A 22,229-nucleotide genomic window follows, 5' to 3' on the forward strand; every position below is an offset into this window, starting at 1 on the left:
ATCGGGAGGCGCAGAAGAAAAACAAAGGCTAGTTTTGTGCAACCCTCTTATCAACATGTGTTTTGGCACGACCTTCACTCGACCAATGACGGTATAAGAACACCACTGGTAGAATTATACCGTATATATAAACTTGATTAGGTGGCATCCATAGAGACAAAATATGAGAAGCTGATGGTCCGAATTGCGGTGAATATAAAAAGAATCCGCAAGAACAAGGGCCTATCCCAGCGAAACATGGAGGATTTCGGCTTCGATCTCCGCAACTATCAAAGGTTGGAGGCGGGGAATCACTCGCCTAGTCTCTACACACTTCATAAACTCGCCTTGGCATTCAGGGTCGAGATCTCTGAATTTTTTGAGTAAATTTTTAATTCGACTCTTTAGAACTTGAGGAACACTCCGATAACCCCAGCATGTTTACGGTATAAAAACACCACTAGGTGAACTTTGACCGTCTTCGAAAACAATCAAACACATGCAGGGGATGAAGTATGTTTGCGCGCTTTAGCTTGAAAGCCAAGATGATATTGGCTTTTGTCGGAATTTCGATGTTGTTATTATTAGTAGGTGGTATTGGCTGGCAATCCAATCGCACCGTCGTCGGTGTTTACAGTGTCATTGCCAATCAGAATTTACCTAACGTGAACAGCATTGGTCGCATTCGTTACCGCGCTCAAGAGCTGAATCGCACGATCTTACGCGCCTCTTTGGCGAAAACTCCGCAAGAGGTTTCAAAGTGGCACGAGGAATTCAAGGAGTCCATCGTTCGCAACGACGAACTGACGAAAAAATATTTAGAAGTTCCTTTCCTTCCGAATGAGGAAGTCATCTTCGCCAAAGTAGATGCGGGCTGGAAGAAGTTCGTCGAGGGCGGCGAAAAGTTGATGGAGGCCGCACTGAAAGGTGATCAAGCCTCTGTGGATAGAATCTTGGACGGTGAAATCCCGCAACTTCGTCGCAATCATGATGACGCTTTGTCAGAACTTTTGGTTTTCCACGAAGAAGCCGTGAAACAAGCCAAGATCAAAGCGGCGGAAGCCACTTCCCGTGGAGAAACTTTTGTCATCATTATTATCGCTGTTGGATTTTTGGCGGCGACATCCGTCGGTTATATTTTCGCGACCTCTCTTGCCAAATCTTTGACTCGTATCAGTGGTGAGATTTCAAACTCTGCAGATCAAACGTCAGCTTCAGGAACTCAGTTGTCAGCCGCTAGTCAGCAGTTGTCTTCAGGTTCTTCGGAGGCGGCGGCATCGCTTGAAGAAACTGTGGCTTCCATCGAAGAGCTTTCCAGCATGGTGAAGTTGAATGCGGATCATGCGAAAGAAGCCAATGCTTTGTCGCAGAAATCCAAAGATTCGGCTGAACATGGTGAAAGTGAAATCACAAAATTGATCGGCGCGATGGAAGAAATCGCGAAAGGCTCAAAACAGATTGAAGAAATCATTACGGTTATTGACGACATTGCTTTCCAAACAAATCTTCTGGCCTTGAATGCGGCGGTCGAAGCGGCTCGCGCGGGTGAGCAAGGAAAAGGCTTCGCGGTTGTTGCAGAAGCCGTCAGAAATCTGGCGCAAAGAAGTGCCGTAGCGGCGAAAGATATCACGACCTTGATTCAAGAAAACGTTTCTAAAAGTGAAAATGGGGCTCGTGTAGCAAGTCAAAGTGGATCGGTTCTTAAAGACATCGTCACTTCCGTCAAGAAAGTGGCGGATCTTAACAACGAGATTTCCGTGGCCAGCCAAGAGCAGGCAAGCGGTTTGGAACAGATTTCAAAAGCGATGAATCAATTGGATCAAGCAACTCAAGGAAATGCGGCTTCTTCAGAAGAAGTGGCGGCTTCCTCGGAAGAAATGTCAGCACAAGCTGTCTCTTTAGCAGACCTCGTGGTGGATCTTCGTACGTTGGTTCAAGGTGTGGGCTCGGCACAACGTGCGGCCCCCGCTTCCCAATCGAAAGCTCCTCTGGCTTTCAAACCTTCCATGAAAACAGCTATGGTGAAACGCAAAACCGAAATGGAAAGCGTGCTTCCTTTGGAAGACGGTGACCGTAAAGTTGGAAATGTAGCCGGCTTCTAAGTTATCAAATCCGTTTAAAGCTGGGCTGCAACCGAAAGACGCGGCCTAGCTTTTAGATTCATCTAGTCTCTAAGGCGAAAGTGCGCTAAATAAGATGGTTTTAGAACTATCTGTGACGCACGCTGTTGGAGGTTTTATGATGTCAGCCGGACATGCACAACAAATCGAAATTCTGTTTTACGTCGTAGGACTTCTTCTTTTTGTTATCTTTGGTGTCATCATCCTGAGTTACTTGCGCCGCACGCGCCAACCCTCTCAACAACTACCTCATGAAGCAAAACGTGAAATGCCGACAACGGCAGAACCAGCTGAGGAAACAGAAGCGGTCTTAGCTCATGTGGATTCCACGGGTCAGATCGTTTCTGATATTGAAGCTCCTGCCATTGACCTCAAAGAAGCCTTAAAGAAAACAGAAGAAAATCTTTTCGGTCGCATTCGTAATCTATTTAAAAGTGATTCTGGCAGCGCTCATTTAGATGAGATTGAAGAGATTCTTTATACGAGCGATTTAGGTCCGACGACAGTGCAAAGACTGATGGCCGCTTTGGAAGAAAAACTTTCTAAGAAAGAACGTGCCGACTACGACACGGTTCGCTCGGCTTTAAAAGAAGAAATCAAAAATATTTTCGCCGGCTCTCATTCCTCAACACCTGAACAGGGCATTTTGTCCAAAATTCAGTTCGCGGAAAACGGACCGACAGTTCTTATGATCGTGGGTGTGAATGGCGCCGGTAAAACAACTTCTATCGGCAAGATCTCTTCCCAGTTAGCTAGCCAAGGCAAAAAAGTTTTAGTCGCCGCGGGCGATACTTTTCGTGCCGCAGCTGGTGGGCAATTGAAGGTTTGGACTGATCGCGCGCAAGTTGAAATCTTCTCTCCAGAAGGAGTGACGGATCCAAGTGCCGTGGCGTTTGATGCTGTCGCAAAAGGAAAAGCGCAGAACTATGATGTCGTGATCGTGGATACAGCGGGCCGTTTGCACACACAAGCGAACCTCATGGAAGAAATTAAAAAGATGAAGCGTGTGATGTCCAAGGTCATCCCGGAAGCTCCTCATGAAACTTTGATCGTCCTTGACGCCAACTCAGGCCAAAACGCTTTGATGCAGGCCAAAGAATTCCACAATGCCCTGACTTTAACCGGTGCTGTTCTAACTAAAATGGATGGAACAGCCAAAGGTGGCGTGGCTGTTGGCCTTGCGCAAGAGTTGCAAATCCCTATCAAATTGATTGGCGTGGGCGAAAGAATCCAGGATCTTCGCACTTTCTCTTCACAAGAATTCGTCGATTCTCTTTTTCAGTAATGTCTAAATAAGATCGCTGACCCGATTATTTTTGGTCAGCGATGTCTTGAATTTTATTAGACGGGTAGACGTGAAATCCCGGATGAAAATTCAAAATAGCGATCGCCATGGCTTTCGCAATGTCGCTGGCTTTGATCGCGCGGTATTTTTTCAATGGACCCACTAAAAGAGGATTTACATAAGGACTGAGTTTTTGTGCGATGTCTTCTCCTGCACGCTGTTCTTTGCGATCTCCCAAAATCAATGAAGGTCTGAAGACTTCGATCTGTGGAATCTTTAGGGTGCGCAAATCATTTTCCATTTCGCCTTTCACGCGATTGTAAAAGACTGACGAATTTGCATCCGCACCCATCGCTGAAACAACTAAGAACTTCTGCGCACCGACTCTTTCGGCGACTTTTGCAAACTCAATAACATAATCATGATCTACTTTGCGGAAAGCTTCTTGGCTGCCGGCCTTCTTGATGGTGCTTCCTAGGCAGCAAACAAAGATGTCGGCTTTTAAAGCCGAGTCATAATCTTTCAATTTGTTGAAATCCAAAAGAATGTTTTCGATGCCGGCAGGAAGTCGCCCCAACGGAGAGCGAGTGACAGCTTTGACAGAAGAGATTTCATCAAGAAGCCCTAAAAGCACAAGGAGCTCGTGTCCCACGAGCCCCGATGCGCCAACCATACATACACTGGCAGGATAATTCATTAGTTCCCTCTAGGTCCTCCGTTATCCTGTTCAGCTTGGTATTGGATCTCTGGAGGATTGTGTGATCCCGTTGTTGCTAAGAACTCTGGAACTGTCGTTCTAAAGTCAGCAAGACCGCTTACTTTGATCACGCCTTTTGTAAGACGAGAATCAGGGTGAGCGTAATCCACAAAGCGTCCTTCGTCCACTAAGAAGTAACCACGGAAGTTTGTTTTGTAAGCGTCTTCTTTTTTACCAGAGTCGATTCTGTAACGGTCACCGCTCTTACCAGAAGCAGCACCACGACCGTAGTTTAAACCCATCGCGTTTGGATATTGATCAATCGCGTACTGACCGGCCTCAATCAAGTTGTGGTCAGGAATAACCTGGATGGCTTTTTCGATGATAGTTTTTGCGTCCGCAGTCAGACCACCACTTTGTTGAGCGCCATTCGTCAACAAGATGTAATCCCAGTTGCCCGGTCTTTCATATTTGTCAGCGTAGCGTGGAAGAGGCGTCACTTTTTTCTTGAAGAAACCAGAAACGATTTCTTTTTCGCGAGTCGACTCACGCGCATAAACACGGTAGATGTCTGTGCCCACTGGCAACAAGCTGCGTAGGTAAGCAATCGCGCGATTTTCAAGGCGAGTACAGCCTGATGAACCTGGGTTCGAGAACAAGTTCATAAAGAAACCACGAGTCAGCTCGATAGTTTCAGAACCGTCTTTACCCCAACCAATAGTTCCGTGCATCCATTGGTAGTTCATGCCATTGGTTTCATCTGCCGGAGTCACCTTCGCCGCATACCAACCGAAAGCACCATAGATGGTTTTTTCACCACGAGCGTCGTCAACCATCCACTTGCGTGAACTGACGATTTTAGAAACGCCATCCGTAATTGGTTTAGGAATTGTTTTTAAGTCCTGACCCGCACGATACCAGTGTGGGTAGTGACCCATACCGTCTTGATAGAATTTAATCCATTCCGAGATACGCGAATGACCCAGCCATGTTTTGAATGCATGCGGATCCTGTTTCGTTCCTTCTTCAGGGCGGCCCACAACCATTTCTGTTTCCATCACAAGTTTGTGCGGGCAGTTCGGAGTTTCTGTGCAGCGTTCGTAAACGCGTGTGATTTCTGTAGCTACGTTTTGAATAACGAAATATTTTGAAGCGGCTGTCAGCAGTTGTTTTTCTGAAAGATAGTCTTTAGAAACAAAAAGTTCTGGAGCAACATCAGACTTAACAGTGGCCGACTTGATGATCTTGATTTGCACCAAAGGTGTGGCTTCATTTAATAGATCATAGATTTCCACTTCGTCGTTGATGGAAAGCTTGCCGACGATATTGTTACCTGAAGTCGCATTGCTGCTACGGACATTCAGGCTGTCTGCTGAAATGAAGTAACGTTGACCCACTCTGAGTTTGGATTTTTCAATTCCAACTGCGGCGGCATTGGCAGACTGAGTTTGTTCGGTTAATGCTTGCGCCTGGCTGATCAGCGGCGAAGTGGCAATTAACACGCTTAAAACTGCTGAGCACAATCTGCGAGTTGTGGATTTTGTCATGATACGTCCTCCGTACACTTTTCAATTAAACCTTTGTCATTGACTCAAACAGTTTTAGCAAGAAGCGTGACAGGCTCTAGACCTCCGGTATTTTTTAATGTGCTCAAAATCAGCGTCGATGTTTTTTGCATAGTGCCCAAAGTGGGCACGCAGGGAGGCTCATGGCAAAGATATTGTTACTGCTACTATTAATATGTTCCGGCTCCGCTTATGCCCAATACGATAATAAGTGGAGGATCACGAAACCACATTGGACGACTCAAGACGAAGAAAGATTCGCAGAATTTATTTCGTATATTGGGGCGGCAGTCAATCGCCGCGAATGCGGAACCGTCGATTCGTGTTTAAAAAATCCTTTAGCCAATCCGTATGCGGGGACGGATCCTGAAGAGTTAAAACTTTTCGCGGACTGCGCGGATCTTCCTTATTATTTGCGTGCTTATTTTGCTTGGAAAAATGGTTTACCGATGTCTGTTCAAGATGACATGGCTCCGCGGGAACCTAACGATAAAAAAGATGTGCGCTACACGAAGTTTGGAAACTACGTGAAATCCCGCTATGACATTGTTGCCGGAAGATGGCGCGGTATCAATGCGGTCGATGTGCTGAATGAAGCGATCATCGATAAAACCTACACAGCTTCTTTCCGAGTTATGGGAACCGAAGACCGAGGTCTTTTTACAGATTTTTACCCTGTGAAATTAGGACGAGACAGTATTCGTCCCGGGACCGTGATTTATGATCCCAATGGGCATGTGGCGATCATTTATCGAGTCAGTGATGACGGCCGTATTTATTATATCGATTCGCATCCCGACAACACTTTGACTTCCGGAATGTACACGCCCAAGTTTGTGCGCAGCACTCCATTTCAAGGAGCGGGTTTTAAAAACTTCAGACCACTCGCTTTGGTGGATGCCAAGTTAAATTCGAGCGGTGAATACATAGGCGGCAGAATTGTTGGTGCCCCGAATAGCTCTTTGCCGCTTTTTAGCATTGAGCAGTTTTATGGTAATCAGCCCGATCCCGCAGGAGATTGGCAGAAAGGTCAATTCTTGTTTCATGGAATGGCCTTTCCCTATTACGACTATCTTCGCTTGGTCATGGCTCGCGGTGATTTGAAAATTGATCCTTTGGTCGACATGCAACAAAACCTTGTCGATATCTGCACGACATTGAAAGATCGAGTGACCGCCGTCTCTACGGCCGTCAAGGCGGGGATAGATCTTAAAGATCATCCCGAGCGTCTTCCGCAGAATATCTATGGTACCGACGGGGAATGGGAAACTTACGCGACGCCGGCTCGTGATGCGCGATTGAAAGTGGCCTTTATGGATTTACTTCTGCAAACTAAACAACTCATCGCACGTCAAAGAAGTGGCGATCCGATGATTGTGTATGCGGGAACAAATCTTCCGGCAGACATGCTGCAAGTATATTATCGAGAAGCAGGAGCCTGTCAGTTTTCCTATGCAAACTCTTCAGGTGTGATGGTGCCTCTGAATTTAGAGGTTGCTCGCCATCGTCTGTTTGATTTGAGCTTTGATCCTTATCACTGCGTCGAGCTTCGCTGGGGCGCCGCCAATCCGCAAGAACTGGCCACTTGCCTGGATACCCCTGTGAAAAGAGAGTGGTACAGTCGCGAAAGATGGCTTCGCTATCAGTGGGAGCGCCGCTATGATGCGCGCATGGATTATTCACTGGAAGAGCTAGATGGACCCAAACCCGGAGCAGGTATTGCCGCGCCTCCTGACGTCGATGTCGTGCGCTTTTTAACTTATGGCCGTTAAATATCTGAATCTCATTTTGAGACAGGGGTGACGCTTTTGGATCCCTGTCAAAAGTTTGTGCGTTCCACACGTCCCCAGAATCCTCTTCGATCTGGCATCTTACTTGTAAGTAAGACTTTATCGAAGAGGGTTTATATGAAGATGATGAGAATACTTCCGAAGTCTTTTGTTTTGGGCATGAGTTTAATCGCCATTGCACCGCAAATGACATGGGCGCAAAGCCAAACGGCTTATATTCAAGATCAAGTAACCCGCGCTCGGACCAATCCTATTATCAATCCTAAGTGGGGAAGCTTTCTTCTGCGCACGGATCGTTTAGATAAGCTTTATTCTTTACGTGGTTATCAATCTATTTGGGTCGACTCTACGGGAACACCTAATGCGATGGTGAACACTTTAAAAAACATTCTTTTAAGCGCAGATCGCCATGGCTTAAATCCTGCGGATTATTGGGATGCGCAAATCGAAAAAGGCTATCAAGCCACGATGAAAAATCCAGGTGTTCAATGGATCACCTTTGAACTTTTAGCTTCCGAAGCCTTGGTTCGTTACGTGACTCATCTTTCAACGGGGCGTTTTGATCCTGAACTTATCGATACAGATATTAAGTTTAAGAAAAAAGAATTCACCGAGTTCCAAGAGTTGAACGCGGCTGTTTCCTACGGCCCGGCTTCTTTAGCTGCGAACTTAGAAAATTTTGCGCCGACGCATCCGCGCTATAAAGATTTGCTTTCCATCTTGAACACGCTGAAATCGCAAAAATCCAGCGGAGGGTGGCCGACCATCAATTCTCCGGGTTTTGCCTTAAAGCTGGGCGTGACTGATCCTGTGATCAGCCAACTGCGCACGCGTTTAAATCAATTGGGTTACTCGATCTCAAATAATGGCGGTAACACTTTCGATAGCGAATTTGATACGGTCCTTAGAAAATTTCAATCAGCGAACGGATTGACCTCTGACGGTATTATCGGCACGCGCTCTGAAGTTTTAAGAGCTTTGAACTTCACGCCGTCCCAACGAATCGCGCAAGTCGAAGCCAATATGGAGAAACTCCGTTGGCTGCCAAAAAGCTTGGAAACACGTCACATTTTCGTGAATCTAGCGACCACAGAGTTCCGTCTTTATGATGACACCGGCAGAGTCTTTTACTTTAACACCGTGGCTGGCCAGGCCTTCCGCCGCACGCCTTCCATGCGCGATCAAATTACATTCGTGAACTTAAATCCGTATTGGACTGTTCCACGAAGTATCGCGATTCGCGACAAGCTGCCTTTGTTAAAGCAAGATCGCAATTATCTGCAAAAGCACAATATGATTTTGATCGAAGAAGCCACAGATGAAGAAGTGGATCCTTCAACAATTGATTGGAAAAACATGACGGCTCGTAATTTCGTGTATTACATCCGTCAGTTGCCGGGACCAGACAATGCCTTGGGAGTTGTGAAATTCCCGTTGCAAAATCCTTGGGCGATTTACATGCATGATACGAACGAAAAGAGTCTTTTTGCGGAAAGCAAACGTCATCGCAGTTCGGGTTGCGTGCGCTTAGAGCAACCGCTAGAACTTGCGGCGTATCTTCTGCAGGATCAGCCGGGTTGGAGTCTTTATGATATCCAAAACTATGTGCCTTTGAATGACAATTACATCCCTGGCGAGATCGATAAGAAAGTGACTTTGAAAAAGCCAATGCCGGTGTACTTCATGTACTTGACGGTTGAAAAAGGTGAAGACGGTTCGATGCGTTTCATCGACGACGTGTATGGACAAGACACTCGCGTAAGCAAGGCCATTTCTAACAAACGTTCTGGCGACGAACTGTTCTAAGAGGAGAGAGTTATGAAAAAGTGGTGGATCGCAGTTTCGACATTGTTATTCGCAGGACTGGCTCAAGCTCAATCTATGGGTGCGATGCAGGTGAACGGCCAGGCGGGCAGTCAGCAGCTCTTTCAAAAAGTAAAAGCCGTGCGCTGCCAAGTCGGGCAAAGAGGCGCTTGTGATGCGGCGGTGTTTTTTGATTTAAACAAACAGCAGGCTTTGAATCCCGGAACTTACATCGTGGGATTTGAAAACTCCATTTATCCAGAACTTGTGACCGTGAACGCGGGACGGGTGACAAATCTCTATTTGGAACGCGTGACTGTTCCTTCGCAGGTAAAGGGAGCAAAAATCCGTGTTTACCGCGATTTCACGTCGCTGGTTGAACAAAAAAAGATTTATCTCACAATGTTTATGATGAACCGTCACTTTTTCCGTTTGGATAAAGATAATTTTGGTGATCTGTATCTGGCAGGCCTTTGGGAACGTGACTTCGTTCAACGTTTCACTTACGAAGTCTGTCCTAGAATCGATGCTTATGGCGAAGTCGCAAGCAGCGCTCGTGCCATCTGTAAATCATGGAATTCAGCAAAAACTTCGAATGATTTGCGAGATCTTTATAACTTTGCCAACGACGGCACATTTCAAGAAATGTGGGTCACATTCCCGGGTGACGTGATCGCTTCGAAACACCCACGCTATCTGGTTTCGGCGCCGATCACGGCGGGAGATTTTGTCGCTGTTTTCCCTGGCGTTTACAAGGTCCAGGCAGAGGGAAAAAATCAAACAGCGGTCACTGTGAAAACTGGTCAACTGTCCCAGAATGCCTCAAACTTTGGATTTTCATTGAACGCGGTTCGTTCTTTCATTAGCCTAGACGGAGAAGACTGTTCAACGGCGCGTACTTGGAAGACAGATTCTCGCTCTTATTGCACCAGCGATTCGGCTGAGGGTTGTGATCGTTCTTCTGCGGAGAGCTGCGAACCCATGTAATGGAAAGTTTCAATGCGATTTGTAGTAAGTTTTATTATTGCTCTTGGGCCTCAGGTTTTGTGGGCCCAAGGTATTAAGCCGGTTTCTGTTTCCTACGAAAATCTGATGCGTTGTTTTCCTGAACTTCAGGACGAGCAGCTTTCCTTTAAAGTCGACCTCAATCGTTTGAAAGATATCTCTGACGAAAAATTCGTGACCTCACAATCGCAGCTGCGTCAAAGAAAGATCCATTACCTGGATGCTGAGAAGCAGGCCATGAACTTGATCTTGCGCACCAAGTTTTCTGGCGCAAAGAAGATGGAAACTGAACTTACTTTGCAGCAAGTCGACGAAAAGGGTGTTGTGACCAACGTAGGGCTGACGGCGAATCAACGCATCAACCCCAAACAGGACATCATCAATAACTTTTTGCTCAATGCGACGATCAAATCTGATGAGTACTCGTACAATGACACAAAGCTTAATGGCGTTCTTGCCACCTATAAGCGCAACTTCAAGGATGTCGAGGAGTATGAACTCCATGACAAACCGAACAAGCGCTCTGTGAGCTGCGAAAAGCAGAAAGACTTAGGCATTATTTGCACTTGTTCCAAAAAATAATCTGTTGAATATCGGACCGATAGAGATATACTTTTTCTTGTGTTGATCTAGGATTTTTCTAGAAATTTAAAAGGTTTAGAACATCGGTACTAACAAGATTCTGCAGCTATTGAGGTGCTAGTGACATCTGATAAAAAAACCTACAATTTTCTAATTGCGGGTGTCCCTTACAAATTAAAAACCTCTCATGACGATGCCACAGTCGAAGAGCTCGTCACATTTGTAAATAATAAAATGAATCAGGCCATGTCAGTTACCAAAAACGGTTCTTACCAAAACGCCGCTGTTTTAACAGCGATGAACTTGGCGGAAGAACTGATCCTTTTGAAAAGAAAAGCGCATCGTGAACTTGAAAAGTTGGAAGAAAAAGCGATGCAACTTTCCGTTGAACTAGAAAATTCCAAGAACAACAAGGTTTTGAACAACTAACTTTGTTTTGATCTCTTGGAGTGTCCATGTCGTTTCCTTGGAGCTCTAAAAAGGAATGTCGTTCCTTCTTTAAATCTCTTTGCGCCCGAGAGTTCGCGCAAGGTCTTGTTCAAAATCAACAGCAGCTTAATTCCGCTTTGCAGGATTTTTTTAAATCACAAAGTGGAGTGTGGGGAGCTTATAGAGCTCTGCCAGAAGAAGCCCAGGTGGAAGAGGTCTTTCATATCTCCCACCTGAAGTGGACTTTTCCGCGGATGCGGGAAGGTCATCTGGAATTCTTTGATGCACACAAGTTTGTGCTGGGACCTTACGGAGTTCTGGAGCCTGCTCCAGATTCGCCCGCGCAAGATCTCAAAGACATTCAAGGCCTGCTGATTCCCGGTTTAGTTTTTAATAAGAATGGCAATCGTCTGGGAAAGGGAAAGGGTTTTTATGACAAAACACTTTCTACTTACCAGGGGATCAAAGTAGGCGTCTGTTTTAACTTTCAAGTGACAGTAGACCCGATCCCGACCGAAGCCCACGATGTGATCATGGATTATTTGATCACAGAGACTGGTGTGGTCGATTGCAGGAAGTATCAGGAGTAAAGGATCATGGAGTTAGTAATCACCGCTATCGTAGCGTTGTTGTTGGGTGGAGCCATTGTTTTCATCATCAAGCGTGTTCAAGACGAAAATAAAAAGAAGTCAGCACGAGTAGAAGCAGATCGTATCGTTAATAAAGCGAAGTCCGAAGCTGCAAAAATCAAAAAGGACTCTGAAACCAAAGCCAAAGACTTTGAATCACGGGCCCGCAAAAATGTCGAAGCCGACATCCACAAACAAAAATCCACTTTGAAAAACAAAGAATCTCAGTTGGACCGTCGTTTGAAAGAGATCGAAGATCAGTTCAAAAGTAAAATGGAAGAAAATGAGCGTTATCTAAACACGCTGAAAGACCGCGAAGAAAAAATCGCGATCTCTGAAAATCGCATCAAGGATTTAGAGAAAAAAGGCGAAACACACATTGGCGAACTGAAACAAAAACTAGAGTCTGTGGCAGCAATGAGCCAAGACGAAGCTCGTCGCCAACTTTTGAACGCTCTTGAAGACGAAGCGAAACAAGAAGCTTCTAAAAAGATCGCACAAATTGAAGAAGAAGCTAGCAAAGAAGCCGACAAAAAAGCCAAACGCATTTTGGCAACGGCGCTTTCCCGTTTCGCTTCTGAGTATACATCCGAGCGCACAGTGAGTGTGTTGGCTCTTCCTAATGATGAAATGAAGGGTAAGATTATCGGCCGTGAAGGTCGTAACATTCGTACTCTAGAAGCTCTTTGCGGTGTGGATCTGATCGTCGATGACACTCCAGAGGCCGTGGTTATTTCTGGCTTCGATCCTGTTCGTCGTGAACTGGCTCGCCGTACGATTGAAAAATTGATGGAAGACGGTCGCGTGCATCCCGCACGTATCGAAGAGGTCGTTGAAAAACAACGCTCTGAGCTTATGAAGTCCATCAAAGAAGAGGGCGAACGCCACGTGATGGAATTGGGTATTCCAAACATGCACCCAGAACTTATTAAGATCATCGGTGGTTTGAAATACCGTTCTTATCAAGGTCAAAACGCTTTGAACCAAGCATTGGAAGTGGCGAACATCGCCGGTCTTTTGGCAGGTGAGATGGGTGTGAATGTGAAGATCGCACGTCGTGCGGGTCTTTTGCATAACATCGGTAAGGCTATCGATCACACGGCTGAAGGCAGTTATGCTTTCGTGGGTGCTGATTTCGCGAAAAAATACAACGAATCTGAAGACGTTTGCCACGCGATCCGTGCGCATGATGAAGAAGAAAAGCCGCACTCTATCCTTGCTTGGATTGTGCACGCGGCGTTCATCCTTTCGAGCTCTCGTCCGGGAGCACGCCGTCCGCAAATGGATTCTTTCATCCACCGTTTGGAAGATCTTGAAAGCATCGGTAACAGCTTCGATGGCGTTCTTAAAACTTTGGCTCTGCAAGCCGGCAAAGACGTTCGCGTGCTTGTAGAAAGCAGCAAAGTGACTGATGACCAAGCTGTGATGTTGTCTCGTGATATCGCTCGTAAGATTGAGCGCGAGATGCCACAGGCGGGTGCCGTGAAGGTGACAGTGGTTCGTGAAACTAGAAGCGTTGAACACGCTCGCTAGGAAAAGGATTTTAGGTATATGAGTTTTTTAGATCCTCGTGAGCAGCTTGAAAGAATCAAATTCGGTGTCGCTGAGTTCATCAACGACGAAGACATGCTCAAAAAACTTAAAAAAGGAAAGCCTCTTAATATTAAATTAGGGGCGGACCCGACTCGTCCGGACATCCATATCGGGCACACTGTTGTTATTAATAAACTTCGTACGTTCCAAGAATTGGGTCACAAAGTTTATTTCTTGATCGGCGATTTCACCGCAATGATCGGGGATCCGTCAGGAAAGAACACGACTCGTCCGATGTTGACTCGTGAAGAGATCGAAGAAAACGGTCGTACATACGCAAAACAAATTTTTAAAATCTTAGATCCAGAAAAGACCGAGATTGTTTACAACTCGTCTTGGATTGGCAAGATGACTCCGCAAGAGTTCATTAAGATGTCTGCGCAATACACAGTGGCGCGTATGCTAGAGCGTGAAGACTTTACGAAGCGTTACCGTTCCGGAACGCCGATTGGCATTCACGAGTTCTTGTATCCTTTGACTCAAGGTTATGACTCTGTGGCTTTGAAAGCCGATGTCGAGCTGGGTGGAACGGATCAAAAGTTCAATCTTTTGGTCGGCCGTGACATGCAGGGCTCTTACGGTCAGGAAGCGCAGTGTATTCTGACGATGCCGATTCTTGAAGGCATTGATGGCGTCAACAAGATGTCGAAGTCTTTGGACAACTACATCTCTGTGATCGATACACCGAAAGATATGTTCGGTAAGACAATGAGAATTTCCGACGATTTGATGTATCGTTGGTACGAACTTTTGACAGACATCACGGCTCATCAGCTTTCCCAGCTGAAAACCGATGTGGCGGAAAAACGCAAACATCCAAGAGAAGTGAAAGTGAATCTGGCGAAGTTCCTAATTAAACGTTTCCACTCGGAAGCAGCGGCACAGGCGGCGGAAGATGAATTCAACCGTATCTTTGTCGATAAAGGGCTTCCAGATGATGTTCCTGAGTTTACTACAGATGCGGAAGAAATTGGTCTTCCGGCGCTGATGGTGAAAGCAGGTCTTGTGGCCTCTAACGGTGAAGGCTCGCGCTTGATCCAAGGGGGCGGTGTGCAAATTGACAGCGAGAAGATTTCCGATCCTAAGCTTAAAATGAATTTGAAATCGGGCGAAAGCTTCGTGATCAAAGCAGGCAAGAAGAAGTTCGCGAAGATCATTGTTCGCTAAGCAGGTTTATTATGAAAATTAAGTTTCTACCGCAAAATATTGAAGTCGAGGGCTCTCCAGATAAGAGTCTCTTGCAAATTGCGACGGAAAATCACCTGGAGATTCGCTCTATTTGTAAGGGTGTTCCGTCGTGTGCGGAATGCCGTATTCGTATTCAGGAAGGCGAGGCGAATATTCTGCCTCCCAATAAAGCAGAACTCAGCCTTATCGGTACAAGTCACTTTATTGATGGACGTCGTTTGAGCTGCCAAGTGCGCTGCTTTGGTGATGTGACCGTGGATATGACCGAACAAGTTGAGAAGACCGAGAATCAAACGAAGAAAATTCGTGGTTTCCGTACTAATAAGCAGATTGAATCCAAAGCCGTGAACGACACGATGCTTTTAAGTGATAAGCCCGACGAAAAAGAGAAGAAGTAAGTCTTAAGTCCAGTGAGTCTTATCGGTTTTTTAACCGATAAGTAATCTGGATGTCTCATAAAATTACTTTCCGAGAACGCGGGCAAGGGCCCATTTTAATTCTTCTTCATGGTTATGGAGGAAGCGTTCACCATTGGGAAGCTGTTGCCGAAAATCTTTCATCGCAATATCGAGTGGTGGTTCCCAATCTTACGCACGTCTATTTAAGCACAGATAAGTTGTTCTTCACCGTGCAAGTTGAAGTGCTAGCGAAATTTATCAAAGAACATTTTCCTGATGAAAAAGTGGCTGTCGCGGGTCTGAGTTATGGCGGTGCCTTGGCGTGGGGGTTGGCAACACAGCATCCACATCTTGTGCAAAAAACAGTTCTGATCAATCCGATGGTCACAGACCCCGTGAAACATTTTTTGCCGAAGGAATTGCGTTTCTTTTTCTCGGTGCCTTTGAATTTAAAAAGTATTTACGTGATGCTTTCGACGCCGATGGGCCGGCTGTTCTTAAAAAGAGCCGCGCAGATTTTTCGTGACGAACGATCTGAAGGCGTCACCGCGATCGAAAATCTAAAGGGACGAAAGCTGCAGTTTGTGGCGCACATGATTCATCATTTTTCTTGGATTCTTCGCTCTGAAGATTGGAACTTTTGGCATCAACGTCTTTACACTTATCGTGGCGAGTGCCGATTGATTTTTGATACCGAAGATCTTTTGTTTGATCAAGGAGCTTACCGCAAGTTTGCTCATCACATCGGTTGTGAAGATGTCATCGCTTTGACAGGAGCAGGACACTTGGCGATTAAGACACGTCCTGAAACTATCGCTCAATTAATCAAAGAATTTTTAAATGACAAAGTGGCCGCTTAAACTTGTTGTTTGTTAGGTTCGTGCCCTACCTTATTCCCAATTTCTTGCACATTTCGTCCGCAGATCCTTACTTTTGCTCGGGTGGAGGATGAGTCCATTTCTGATATTCTGTTAACAACACAGGAGGTCCGCGATGTCTCATCGTCATCTTAAAGGAAAAGGTTTTAGTCAAACCACGAAGAAGTATGATGGAGAAATTAAAGCTCAAAAGCAGGCCAGTCGAAACACTCAAATGAGTCACTCTCGTCACGAAGAGGAAACAGAACCTCAGCACGAGAGAGTCCCTGGAGGAGCCGCTTCGCGGAAATAGCTTGAGGGGTGAAAATAAAAAGGCGCAAGATTTCTTGCGCCTTTTTATTTATATCTGTTTTTAAAAAAATTAAACGTTGAAGCTAGAACCGCAACCGCAGTGTTTCGACGCATTTGGGTTGTTGAAGACAAAACCTTTGCCATTCAAACCACCGGAATACTCTAAAGTCATACCCAAAATGTACAACATGCTTTGAGGATCTACGGCGACTTTTTGGCCGTGAGATTCAAAAACTTTATCGCCCTCGCGAGGGTCTGATTCAAAGTGCATTTTGTATGATAGACCTGAGCATCCGCCTTTTTTCACCTCAACGCGCAGAAAAGCGGAATCGTCTTTTCCTTCTTCTTTTTTAAGGGAAGCAATTTTGTTAGCTGCTTCTGGTGAAATTTGGATCATGGGAACTCCTTGTAACCTTATTACTACCCTGGAAGTATACCACAGCTGTCAAGGGTTGAGGAGGATAGAAAAAGGCCCTTGCGTTGAGCCTTTAAGTATTTGTTTTTGTTAGGAATTTATTAATGAAGAGCGTTCTTTAGGATCTCTGCCGCGCGAAGAACTTCTTCTTCGTTACTCCAGCGACCCAGGCTCAACCGAATCGAACATTGAACTTCGTCCACCGAAAGACCGATGCCACGCAGGACGTGGCTGACCACCATCGCGCCTGTGCCGCAAGCAGAACCTGTGCTGACACCCAACTTCTGCAAACGAGGTAAAAGAGCTTCGGTTTTATATCCCGGCAAAGTGATGTTTAATAAATTCGAAGCACGCTCTGTGGGATGTCCGTTCATGCGGATGCCTGGGATTTTTTCGTGCAGTGTTTGCCAGAAAAGATCGCGAAGCTCGCGCAAGCGTTTGCACTCTTCGGCCATCGTTGCTTGGCAGATTTCAGCCGCCACACCCATGCCCACAATCCCTGGGACATTCAATGATCCTGAGCGAAGTCCGCGCTCTTGACCGCCACCGTGAAGAAGTGGATTCAATTGCACCTTCGGATCTTTACCGCGAATGTAAAGCGCACCCACTCCTTTAGGTCCATAGATTTTATGTCCCGAAAAAGACATAAGATCCACGCCCATTTCAGTCACATTCATTGGAATTTTACCCGCAGCTTGAGTGGCGTCCGTGTGCAGATAAATTTTATTTTCTTTGGCAATTTTCGCGATTTCTGGAATGGGATTGATAGTGCCGATTTCATTATTCACCCAGATAAAGCTCATCAATTTTGTATGCGGCTTAATGGCTTTGCGAATTGTTTCTAGCTCCACCTGACCGTAAGAATTCACGGGCAGGAAGTCGACTTCAACTCCCATTTTTTCTGCCGCTGCCATCGCCTTCATGATGGAGCTGTGTTCGATAGTGCTAGTGATGAAGTGAATAGGCGCTGTCGGATTTTCTTCGCGAAGTTTTGTCAGAAGACCAAAGATCGCCCAGTTGTTCGCTTCGGTCGCGCCACTGGTAAAGAAAACTTCCATGGATTTTGCGCCGATCAAGGAAGCCACTTGGCCACGCGCTTTAGTAGCTGCGTTTTCTGCGATCCAACCCCATTGATGAGCCGCACTTGCGGGATTTCCGAAGTACTCTTTAAAGTAAGGTTCCATCGCGTGATAGACTTGAGGGTCCACAGGAGTGGTCGCATTGTAATCAAGATAAATCGGCTTGTCGTGTTGCAAACTTGTTCCCATCGGACGTTCAGAGCTTAATTCCATGGGAAGAGCTAATCCTGCCGAAAGGGGCGCGTCAAGCCGTTTCTTTGGCGCTTACTTTTTCCTCGAATTCTTGGATTTTTTCATTCAGGAAGTTCTGCGCTTTGTATTTATCCAGGTCTTGTAAATCGCCTTTAAGAATATGCAGTTGCGAGATTCCCTGGTTTTTTAAGCGCTCTTTTTGCACATTGTAAAACACGCCGCCGCGGGGAGTGTAGAGAACGTACTTATTGTTTCTGGGCAGATAGATGTAGACGTTAAATTCCACAGCCACATTGCCAGCCATTTCCTCCAGTTTGATTGAGGCCATTTCTTCCGCTGGAGAATCGCCGTAGCGGGTTTGCACGTTGTTGCAAGGAAAGAAGGCCATGGCGACCTCATTGCCTTCATGCAAAGACTTGCGAAGAAATTCCGCGCAATCCAAAGCCCAGTCCTCAAAAGGCACCTGCTTGATTTGCAAATCCATGCGTTCACTTTCTTTGATGTCTTCGCCATTTTCTTTTAAGAAACGAAAAAGGCGCGTTTGCACTTTCTCCATAAAGGCACTGTCGATGTGTTTATTTTTGGCCATCGCGGTGATGAGGTAACCCGAAAAGCGCGAGGACTCGACGACGATGCAAGCAACATTAGTGGCTTGTTGTAACGGGGCTGAATCTTGAAAAGAGGTGACGTTGCACGCGCTTTCTAAAGCTTGCTTTGTTCCGCGCAGAATGACGGAATCATTTTTCGTCGCGCGGGGATCAGCTTCGATCTCTTCGGGTGTGCGACGAGGGCGTTGCTGAAAGGGATTCCCCGTCGGAATCCAAGTGCCATAAGGATTTTTTGCCAAGGGAGCATACATGCCTCCTTGAGTGGATTTTGGCTGGGGTGCAAACATGCTTCCGTGCAACGGCGCCTGACCCATTCCCTGAGTTACAAAGCCTGATTTTTTCAGTCCTGGGCCGGTCATCGTCGCAGAGGGCTCGTCTCCGGCCAACATTTGCGCAAGGATATTCTGAGCGTTTGCCGGATTAAAAGAGCCGTCTCCTTTAATCGCGATGACTCCATCTTGTGTGCCGTCATCCGTGGATCTCACTTGATGAGGAGTCAATCCCCGCGTTTGCATGTCTTTGTAGTATTTGTTCACCGTTCTTTCGACAGCGGGGCCCGTCACGGGAGGATACAAAATGTATTCTGTAGGACAGGCATTTAAAAGTCCGTAAGTCGCCGCCGAAGTATCTTCAGAAAAAGCGATCACACAGACGGGGAAAGCTTGAGTCAGAATTTTTGGAAGGTTCCGCACTTTTTTATTTGGATGATCAATACTAATCATGACGAAGGCAGGCTGTTGTTGAACTAGAAATATCAACGCCTCTTTAAGATTTGTTGTCGACTTGATAATCCAGTCGCGGTTGCGCAGAAAACCTTCGACATTTCCTAGACCACCTGGTGACGACTTTATAATCAGCAAGGATTTTTTAACCAAAACGTGCTCCTAGGTTTTATTTCTTAACGGAACTTTGAAGTAAAAAAGGATGGTTTACTCATATTCTTAACCTACATTGCCGAAGCTTAACCCCGACTGGCCGAATGTCTTAGAACACCCGTATTAAGCCCCCAACTTGGCGTCATAAGGAAGAAGCGTTACGATAATGGAATGAAAAAAGCCCCACTGCACAGTGCCTCTTATTTTGTCGCTCCCGGAAAAAATCCCGAATCCTTGTTTGCGTGGAAGAAGGTCGACTCGCAAATTCGCAATCGCCAGGGCGATGTTTTTTTCGAAATGAAAAATGTCGAAGCACCCGAAGCGTGGTCTCAGCTGGCGATCGATATTGGGGCTAGCAAGTACTTCCGTAAAATGGGTGTGCCTAAGACGAAGCATGAAAGCTCTGTTCGTCAACTTGTGAATCGGGTGGTGAAGGCCATCTCGGCTTCGGCGTTGAAACAAGGCGGATATTTCAAAAGCAAAAAAGATGCGGATATTTTTGCCAATGAATTGAAGTACATTTTGTTATCACAGCGAGGAGCTTTCAATAGCCCCGTATGGTTTAATGCCGGTTTGTGGGAGTCGTATAAAATCAATTCCCCTAGTGAGCACTTCGCGTGGGATGAAAAGAAAAAGAAGATTCAGTCGACACACAATGCGTATGAGCGTCCTCAGTGTTCGGCCTGCTTCATCCAAAGCGTTGATGATTCGATCGAAGGAATTTTTGAGTTGGCTAAAACGGAAGCCAAACTTTTTAAATATGGTTCAGGAACAGGCAGTAACTTTTCAAAAATCCGCAGCCGTTATGAATTGACGAGTGCTGGAGGCATGAGTTCTGGCCTTCTTTCTTTTCTGGATGTCTTAGACAAAGGCGCGGGCGCGATTAAATCCGGTGGTACGACAAGACGGGCAGCAAAAATGGTGGTGGTTGATATCGATCATCCCGAAGTTTTGGATTTTATCGAATGGAAAATGCGTGAAGAGCGTAAAGCTCACATGCTGATTGCGGCAGGGCTAAGTGCGGAATTTGAAGGCGAAGCGTATCGCACGGTTTCAGGTCAAAATGCCAATAACTCTGTTCGTGTAACCGATGCTTTTATGAAAGCCGTTGAGCAGGAAAAGCCTTGGAAGCTCAAAGCGCGGGTGACCGGAAAAGCCTTGCGCGAAATGCCGGCCCCCGAAGTGTGGAATAAGATCACACATGCGACTTGGGTGTGCGCGGATCCGGGCATTCAATTTCACGACACTATTAACAAGTGGCACACTTGCCCGAACACGGATGAAATTCATTCGAGCAACCCCTGTTCGGAATACATGTTCCTAGATGATTCAGCTTGCAACTTGGCTTCTATCAATCTGGTGAACTTTTTAGATAACGAAGGTCACTTCGATTTTGAGTCTTTCATTCACACGGCGCGTACCTTGTTCGTGGCTCAAGAAGTTTTAGTGGATTACTCTAGTTATCCCACAGAAAGAATTGCGCAAAATTCTCATGACTATCGTCCTTTAGGATTGGGGTTTGCAAACCTGGGAAGTCTTTTGATGAGAAAAGGCATTCCTTACGATAGCGATGAAGGGCGTGCGTGGGCAGGGGCGATCACGGCTTTGATGAGCGGCGTTGCGTATTTGACCAGTGCAGAAATGGCGCGCGCCAAGGGACCATTTGCCGGTTTTAAAAAGAATCGCGCTTCAATGCTGAAGGTGATGAAGATGCATGAGTCCTCATTGAAGGGCGTTAACTGGTCTTACTTACCTGAGGGCCTTGATAAGGCTGTTAAGAATCTATGGAAAAGTGTTATCTATAACGGCACAAAACACGGTTTCAGAAATGCGCAAGCAACCGTCATCGCACCCACTGGCACCATCGGTCTTTTGATGGACTGTGATACCACGGGCATTGAACCTGATTTTTCCTTGATCAAATTTAAAAAACTTTCCGGCGGCGGAGAAGTTCAAATCGTAAATCAATCTGTTGATCAAGCTTTACAAGTTCTGCAGTATCCGGCGGAAGCGATCACGAAGATTTTGCAGTACGTGCAAGATCACAACACTGTTGTCGGTTGTCCCGAAATTCGTAGTGAAGACATCGCGGTTTTTGATTGTGCGACAGGAGTTGTCGGTCAACGCGTTCTTTCACCTGAAAGCCACGTGCAGATGATGGCCGCCGTGCAGCCGTTTATCAGTGGAGCAATTTCCAAAACAGTGAATCTTCCTAACACGGCGACAGAAGGCGATATCAGCCGAATTTACTTCCTAGCCTGGAAACTGGGAGTGAAAGCGGTAGCGATTTATCGCGACGGCAGTAAGCAAAGCCAACCTTTGAATGTTCATAAGGTTAAGAAAGAGGAAGCGGCGGAAGTTCAACCCGACTTCACCATGAAGTGCCCCGAATGCGGAAGCGACACCGTCCTCACAAGTGGCTGCTATCGATGCCCCAACTGTGGCACGACTGTAGGCTGTTCCTAACGGATTCTTAGATCTTCTTAATGCGAGGATTTGGAATTTAAGGAAGGGGTGGCTTGCTGGCGCTTCGTTCGGCACGCATCCGTGCTCAATCGGTGCCGAGGCTGCGCCTCGGTTCGCGCCATCCAGGCGCCACCGAAGGCCGATCTACGCGCCAGCAAGCCACCCCTTCCTTAAATTCCAAATTTGCCTTAGAAGATCCAATGCACTTTTTGTTTTCCGCGTCCCTATATACCAATTTTTTGGGTTTCGCTTCATTTGTTTATTCGTTCTATTGTCGCGGCGTTTATACTTACTTACTTACTTACTTACTTACCAACAAACCAACAAACAAACCAATCAACCAACAAACAAACAAACAAACA

At 46.2% G+C, this 22,229-nt stretch carries 20 protein-coding genes and 1 pseudogene; 16 read left to right on the forward strand and 5 right to left on the reverse strand.

The features are described 5' to 3' along the window. Positions 1-174: 174 nt before the first annotated feature. The 3 genes from AZI85_RS18005 (at position 175) to ftsY (ending at position 3,384) form a co-directional block, all read left to right on the forward strand. Complete coding sequence (locus AZI85_RS18005; protein ID WP_063243571.1) at positions 175-366, forward strand: helix-turn-helix domain-containing protein; 192 nt, start codon at positions 175-177, stop codon at positions 364-366. A gap of 128 nt (positions 367-494) precedes the next feature. Continuing rightward, the gene (locus tag AZI85_RS07965; RefSeq protein ID WP_063243572.1) at positions 495-2,081 is read left to right on the forward strand and encodes a HAMP domain-containing methyl-accepting chemotaxis protein; all 1,587 of its coding nucleotides are present in this window, start codon (positions 495-497) and stop codon (positions 2,079-2,081) included. 136 nt (positions 2,082-2,217) lie between these two features. Further along, positions 2,218-3,384 (forward strand): signal recognition particle-docking protein FtsY, encoded by a 1,167-nt coding sequence (ftsY, locus tag AZI85_RS07970; RefSeq protein ID WP_063243605.1) that lies wholly within the window; start codon positions 2,218-2,220, stop codon positions 3,382-3,384. Between the two features lie 25 nt (positions 3,385-3,409). On the opposite strand, the gene AZI85_RS07975 is transcribed toward ftsY, so the two are convergent. Both AZI85_RS07975 and AZI85_RS07980 read right to left on the reverse strand, forming a co-directional pair. Continuing rightward, a complete protein-coding gene (locus AZI85_RS07975) occupies positions 3,410-4,081 on the reverse strand; it encodes an NAD(P)H-binding protein (RefSeq protein ID WP_155723969.1) in 672 nt (223 codons plus the stop codon). After that, on the reverse strand, positions 4,081-5,628 hold the full coding sequence (locus AZI85_RS07980) for a L,D-transpeptidase (protein WP_063243573.1): 1,548 nt from the start codon (positions 5,626-5,628) through the stop codon (positions 4,081-4,083). The genes AZI85_RS07975 and AZI85_RS07980 overlap by 1 nt, the downstream gene beginning before the upstream one ends. Before the next feature lie 161 nt (positions 5,629-5,789). Between AZI85_RS07980 and AZI85_RS07985 the strand changes: the two genes are divergently transcribed. The 11 genes from AZI85_RS07985 (at position 5,790) to AZI85_RS17730 (ending at position 16,233) form a co-directional block, all read left to right on the forward strand. Continuing rightward, positions 5,790-7,418 (forward strand): hypothetical protein, encoded by a 1,629-nt coding sequence (locus tag AZI85_RS07985; protein ID WP_063243574.1) that lies wholly within the window; start codon positions 5,790-5,792, stop codon positions 7,416-7,418. A gap of 135 nt (positions 7,419-7,553) precedes the next feature. Further along, positions 7,554-9,242: a L,D-transpeptidase family protein gene (locus AZI85_RS07990; RefSeq protein ID WP_063243575.1), complete on the forward strand. Its 1,689-nt coding sequence runs from the start codon at positions 7,554-7,556 to the stop codon at positions 9,240-9,242. A 12-nt stretch (positions 9,243-9,254) separates the two neighbouring features. Beyond that, entirely contained in the window at positions 9,255-10,226 is a 972-nt protein-coding gene (locus AZI85_RS07995; RefSeq protein WP_063243576.1) for a hypothetical protein, read from the forward strand. A 12-nt stretch (positions 10,227-10,238) separates the two neighbouring features. Then, positions 10,239-10,826, forward strand: a complete 588-nt coding sequence (locus AZI85_RS08000) for a hypothetical protein (RefSeq protein ID WP_253720905.1) — start codon at positions 10,239-10,241, stop codon at positions 10,824-10,826. Positions 10,827-10,946: 120 nt separating this feature from the next. Beyond that, positions 10,947-11,255: a cell division protein ZapA gene (locus AZI85_RS08005; protein WP_063243577.1), complete on the forward strand. Its 309-nt coding sequence runs from the start codon at positions 10,947-10,949 to the stop codon at positions 11,253-11,255. A 26-nt stretch (positions 11,256-11,281) separates the two neighbouring features. Then, a complete protein-coding gene (locus AZI85_RS08010) occupies positions 11,282-11,845 on the forward strand; it encodes a 5-formyltetrahydrofolate cyclo-ligase (RefSeq protein ID WP_253720906.1) in 564 nt (187 codons plus the stop codon). Between the two features lie 6 nt (positions 11,846-11,851). Further along, positions 11,852-13,417 (forward strand): ribonuclease Y, encoded by a 1,566-nt coding sequence (rny, locus tag AZI85_RS08015; RefSeq protein WP_063243579.1) that lies wholly within the window; start codon positions 11,852-11,854, stop codon positions 13,415-13,417. Between the two features lie 18 nt (positions 13,418-13,435). Then, entirely contained in the window at positions 13,436-14,644 is a 1,209-nt protein-coding gene (gene tyrS / locus AZI85_RS08020; protein WP_063209084.1) for a tyrosine--tRNA ligase, read from the forward strand. Between the two features lie 11 nt (positions 14,645-14,655). Then, a complete protein-coding gene (locus AZI85_RS08025; protein WP_253720907.1) occupies positions 14,656-15,063 on the forward strand; it encodes a 2Fe-2S iron-sulfur cluster-binding protein in 408 nt (135 codons plus the stop codon). A gap of 50 nt (positions 15,064-15,113) precedes the next feature. After that, complete coding sequence (locus tag AZI85_RS08030) at positions 15,114-15,923, forward strand: alpha/beta fold hydrolase (RefSeq protein WP_063243580.1); 810 nt, start codon at positions 15,114-15,116, stop codon at positions 15,921-15,923. A 133-nt stretch (positions 15,924-16,056) separates the two neighbouring features. Beyond that, a complete protein-coding gene (locus AZI85_RS17730) occupies positions 16,057-16,233 on the forward strand; it encodes a hypothetical protein (protein WP_155722596.1) in 177 nt (58 codons plus the stop codon). 69 nt (positions 16,234-16,302) lie between these two features. Here the strand turns inward: AZI85_RS17730 and AZI85_RS08035 are convergent, their stop codons facing one another. The 3 genes from AZI85_RS08035 to AZI85_RS08045 form a co-directional block, all read right to left on the reverse strand. Then, positions 16,303-16,629 (reverse strand): HesB/IscA family protein, encoded by a 327-nt coding sequence (locus AZI85_RS08035; RefSeq protein ID WP_063243581.1) that lies wholly within the window; start codon positions 16,627-16,629, stop codon positions 16,303-16,305. Positions 16,630-16,748: 119 nt separating this feature from the next. After that, a complete protein-coding gene (locus AZI85_RS08040; protein WP_063243582.1) occupies positions 16,749-17,939 on the reverse strand; it encodes a cysteine desulfurase family protein in 1,191 nt (396 codons plus the stop codon). A gap of 31 nt (positions 17,940-17,970) precedes the next feature. Then, positions 17,971-19,401, reverse strand: coding sequence for a hypothetical protein (locus AZI85_RS08045; RefSeq protein ID WP_063243583.1), 1,431 nt, complete (start codon positions 19,399-19,401; stop codon positions 17,971-17,973). 171 nt (positions 19,402-19,572) lie between these two features. Here AZI85_RS08045 and AZI85_RS08050 point away from each other — a divergent pair, with 171 nt between their 5' ends. Then, positions 19,573-21,867, forward strand: a complete 2,295-nt coding sequence (locus AZI85_RS08050; RefSeq protein ID WP_063243584.1) for a vitamin B12-dependent ribonucleotide reductase — start codon at positions 19,573-19,575, stop codon at positions 21,865-21,867. A gap of 53 nt (positions 21,868-21,920) precedes the next feature. After that, a pseudogene (locus tag AZI85_RS17800) lies at positions 21,921-22,229 on the forward strand (hypothetical protein); the annotation flags it as partial.

The organism is Bdellovibrio bacteriovorus (assembly GCF_001592755.1).
GTDB classification, from domain to species: Bacteria; Bdellovibrionota; Bdellovibrionia; order Bdellovibrionales; family Bdellovibrionaceae; genus Bdellovibrio; species Bdellovibrio bacteriovorus_E.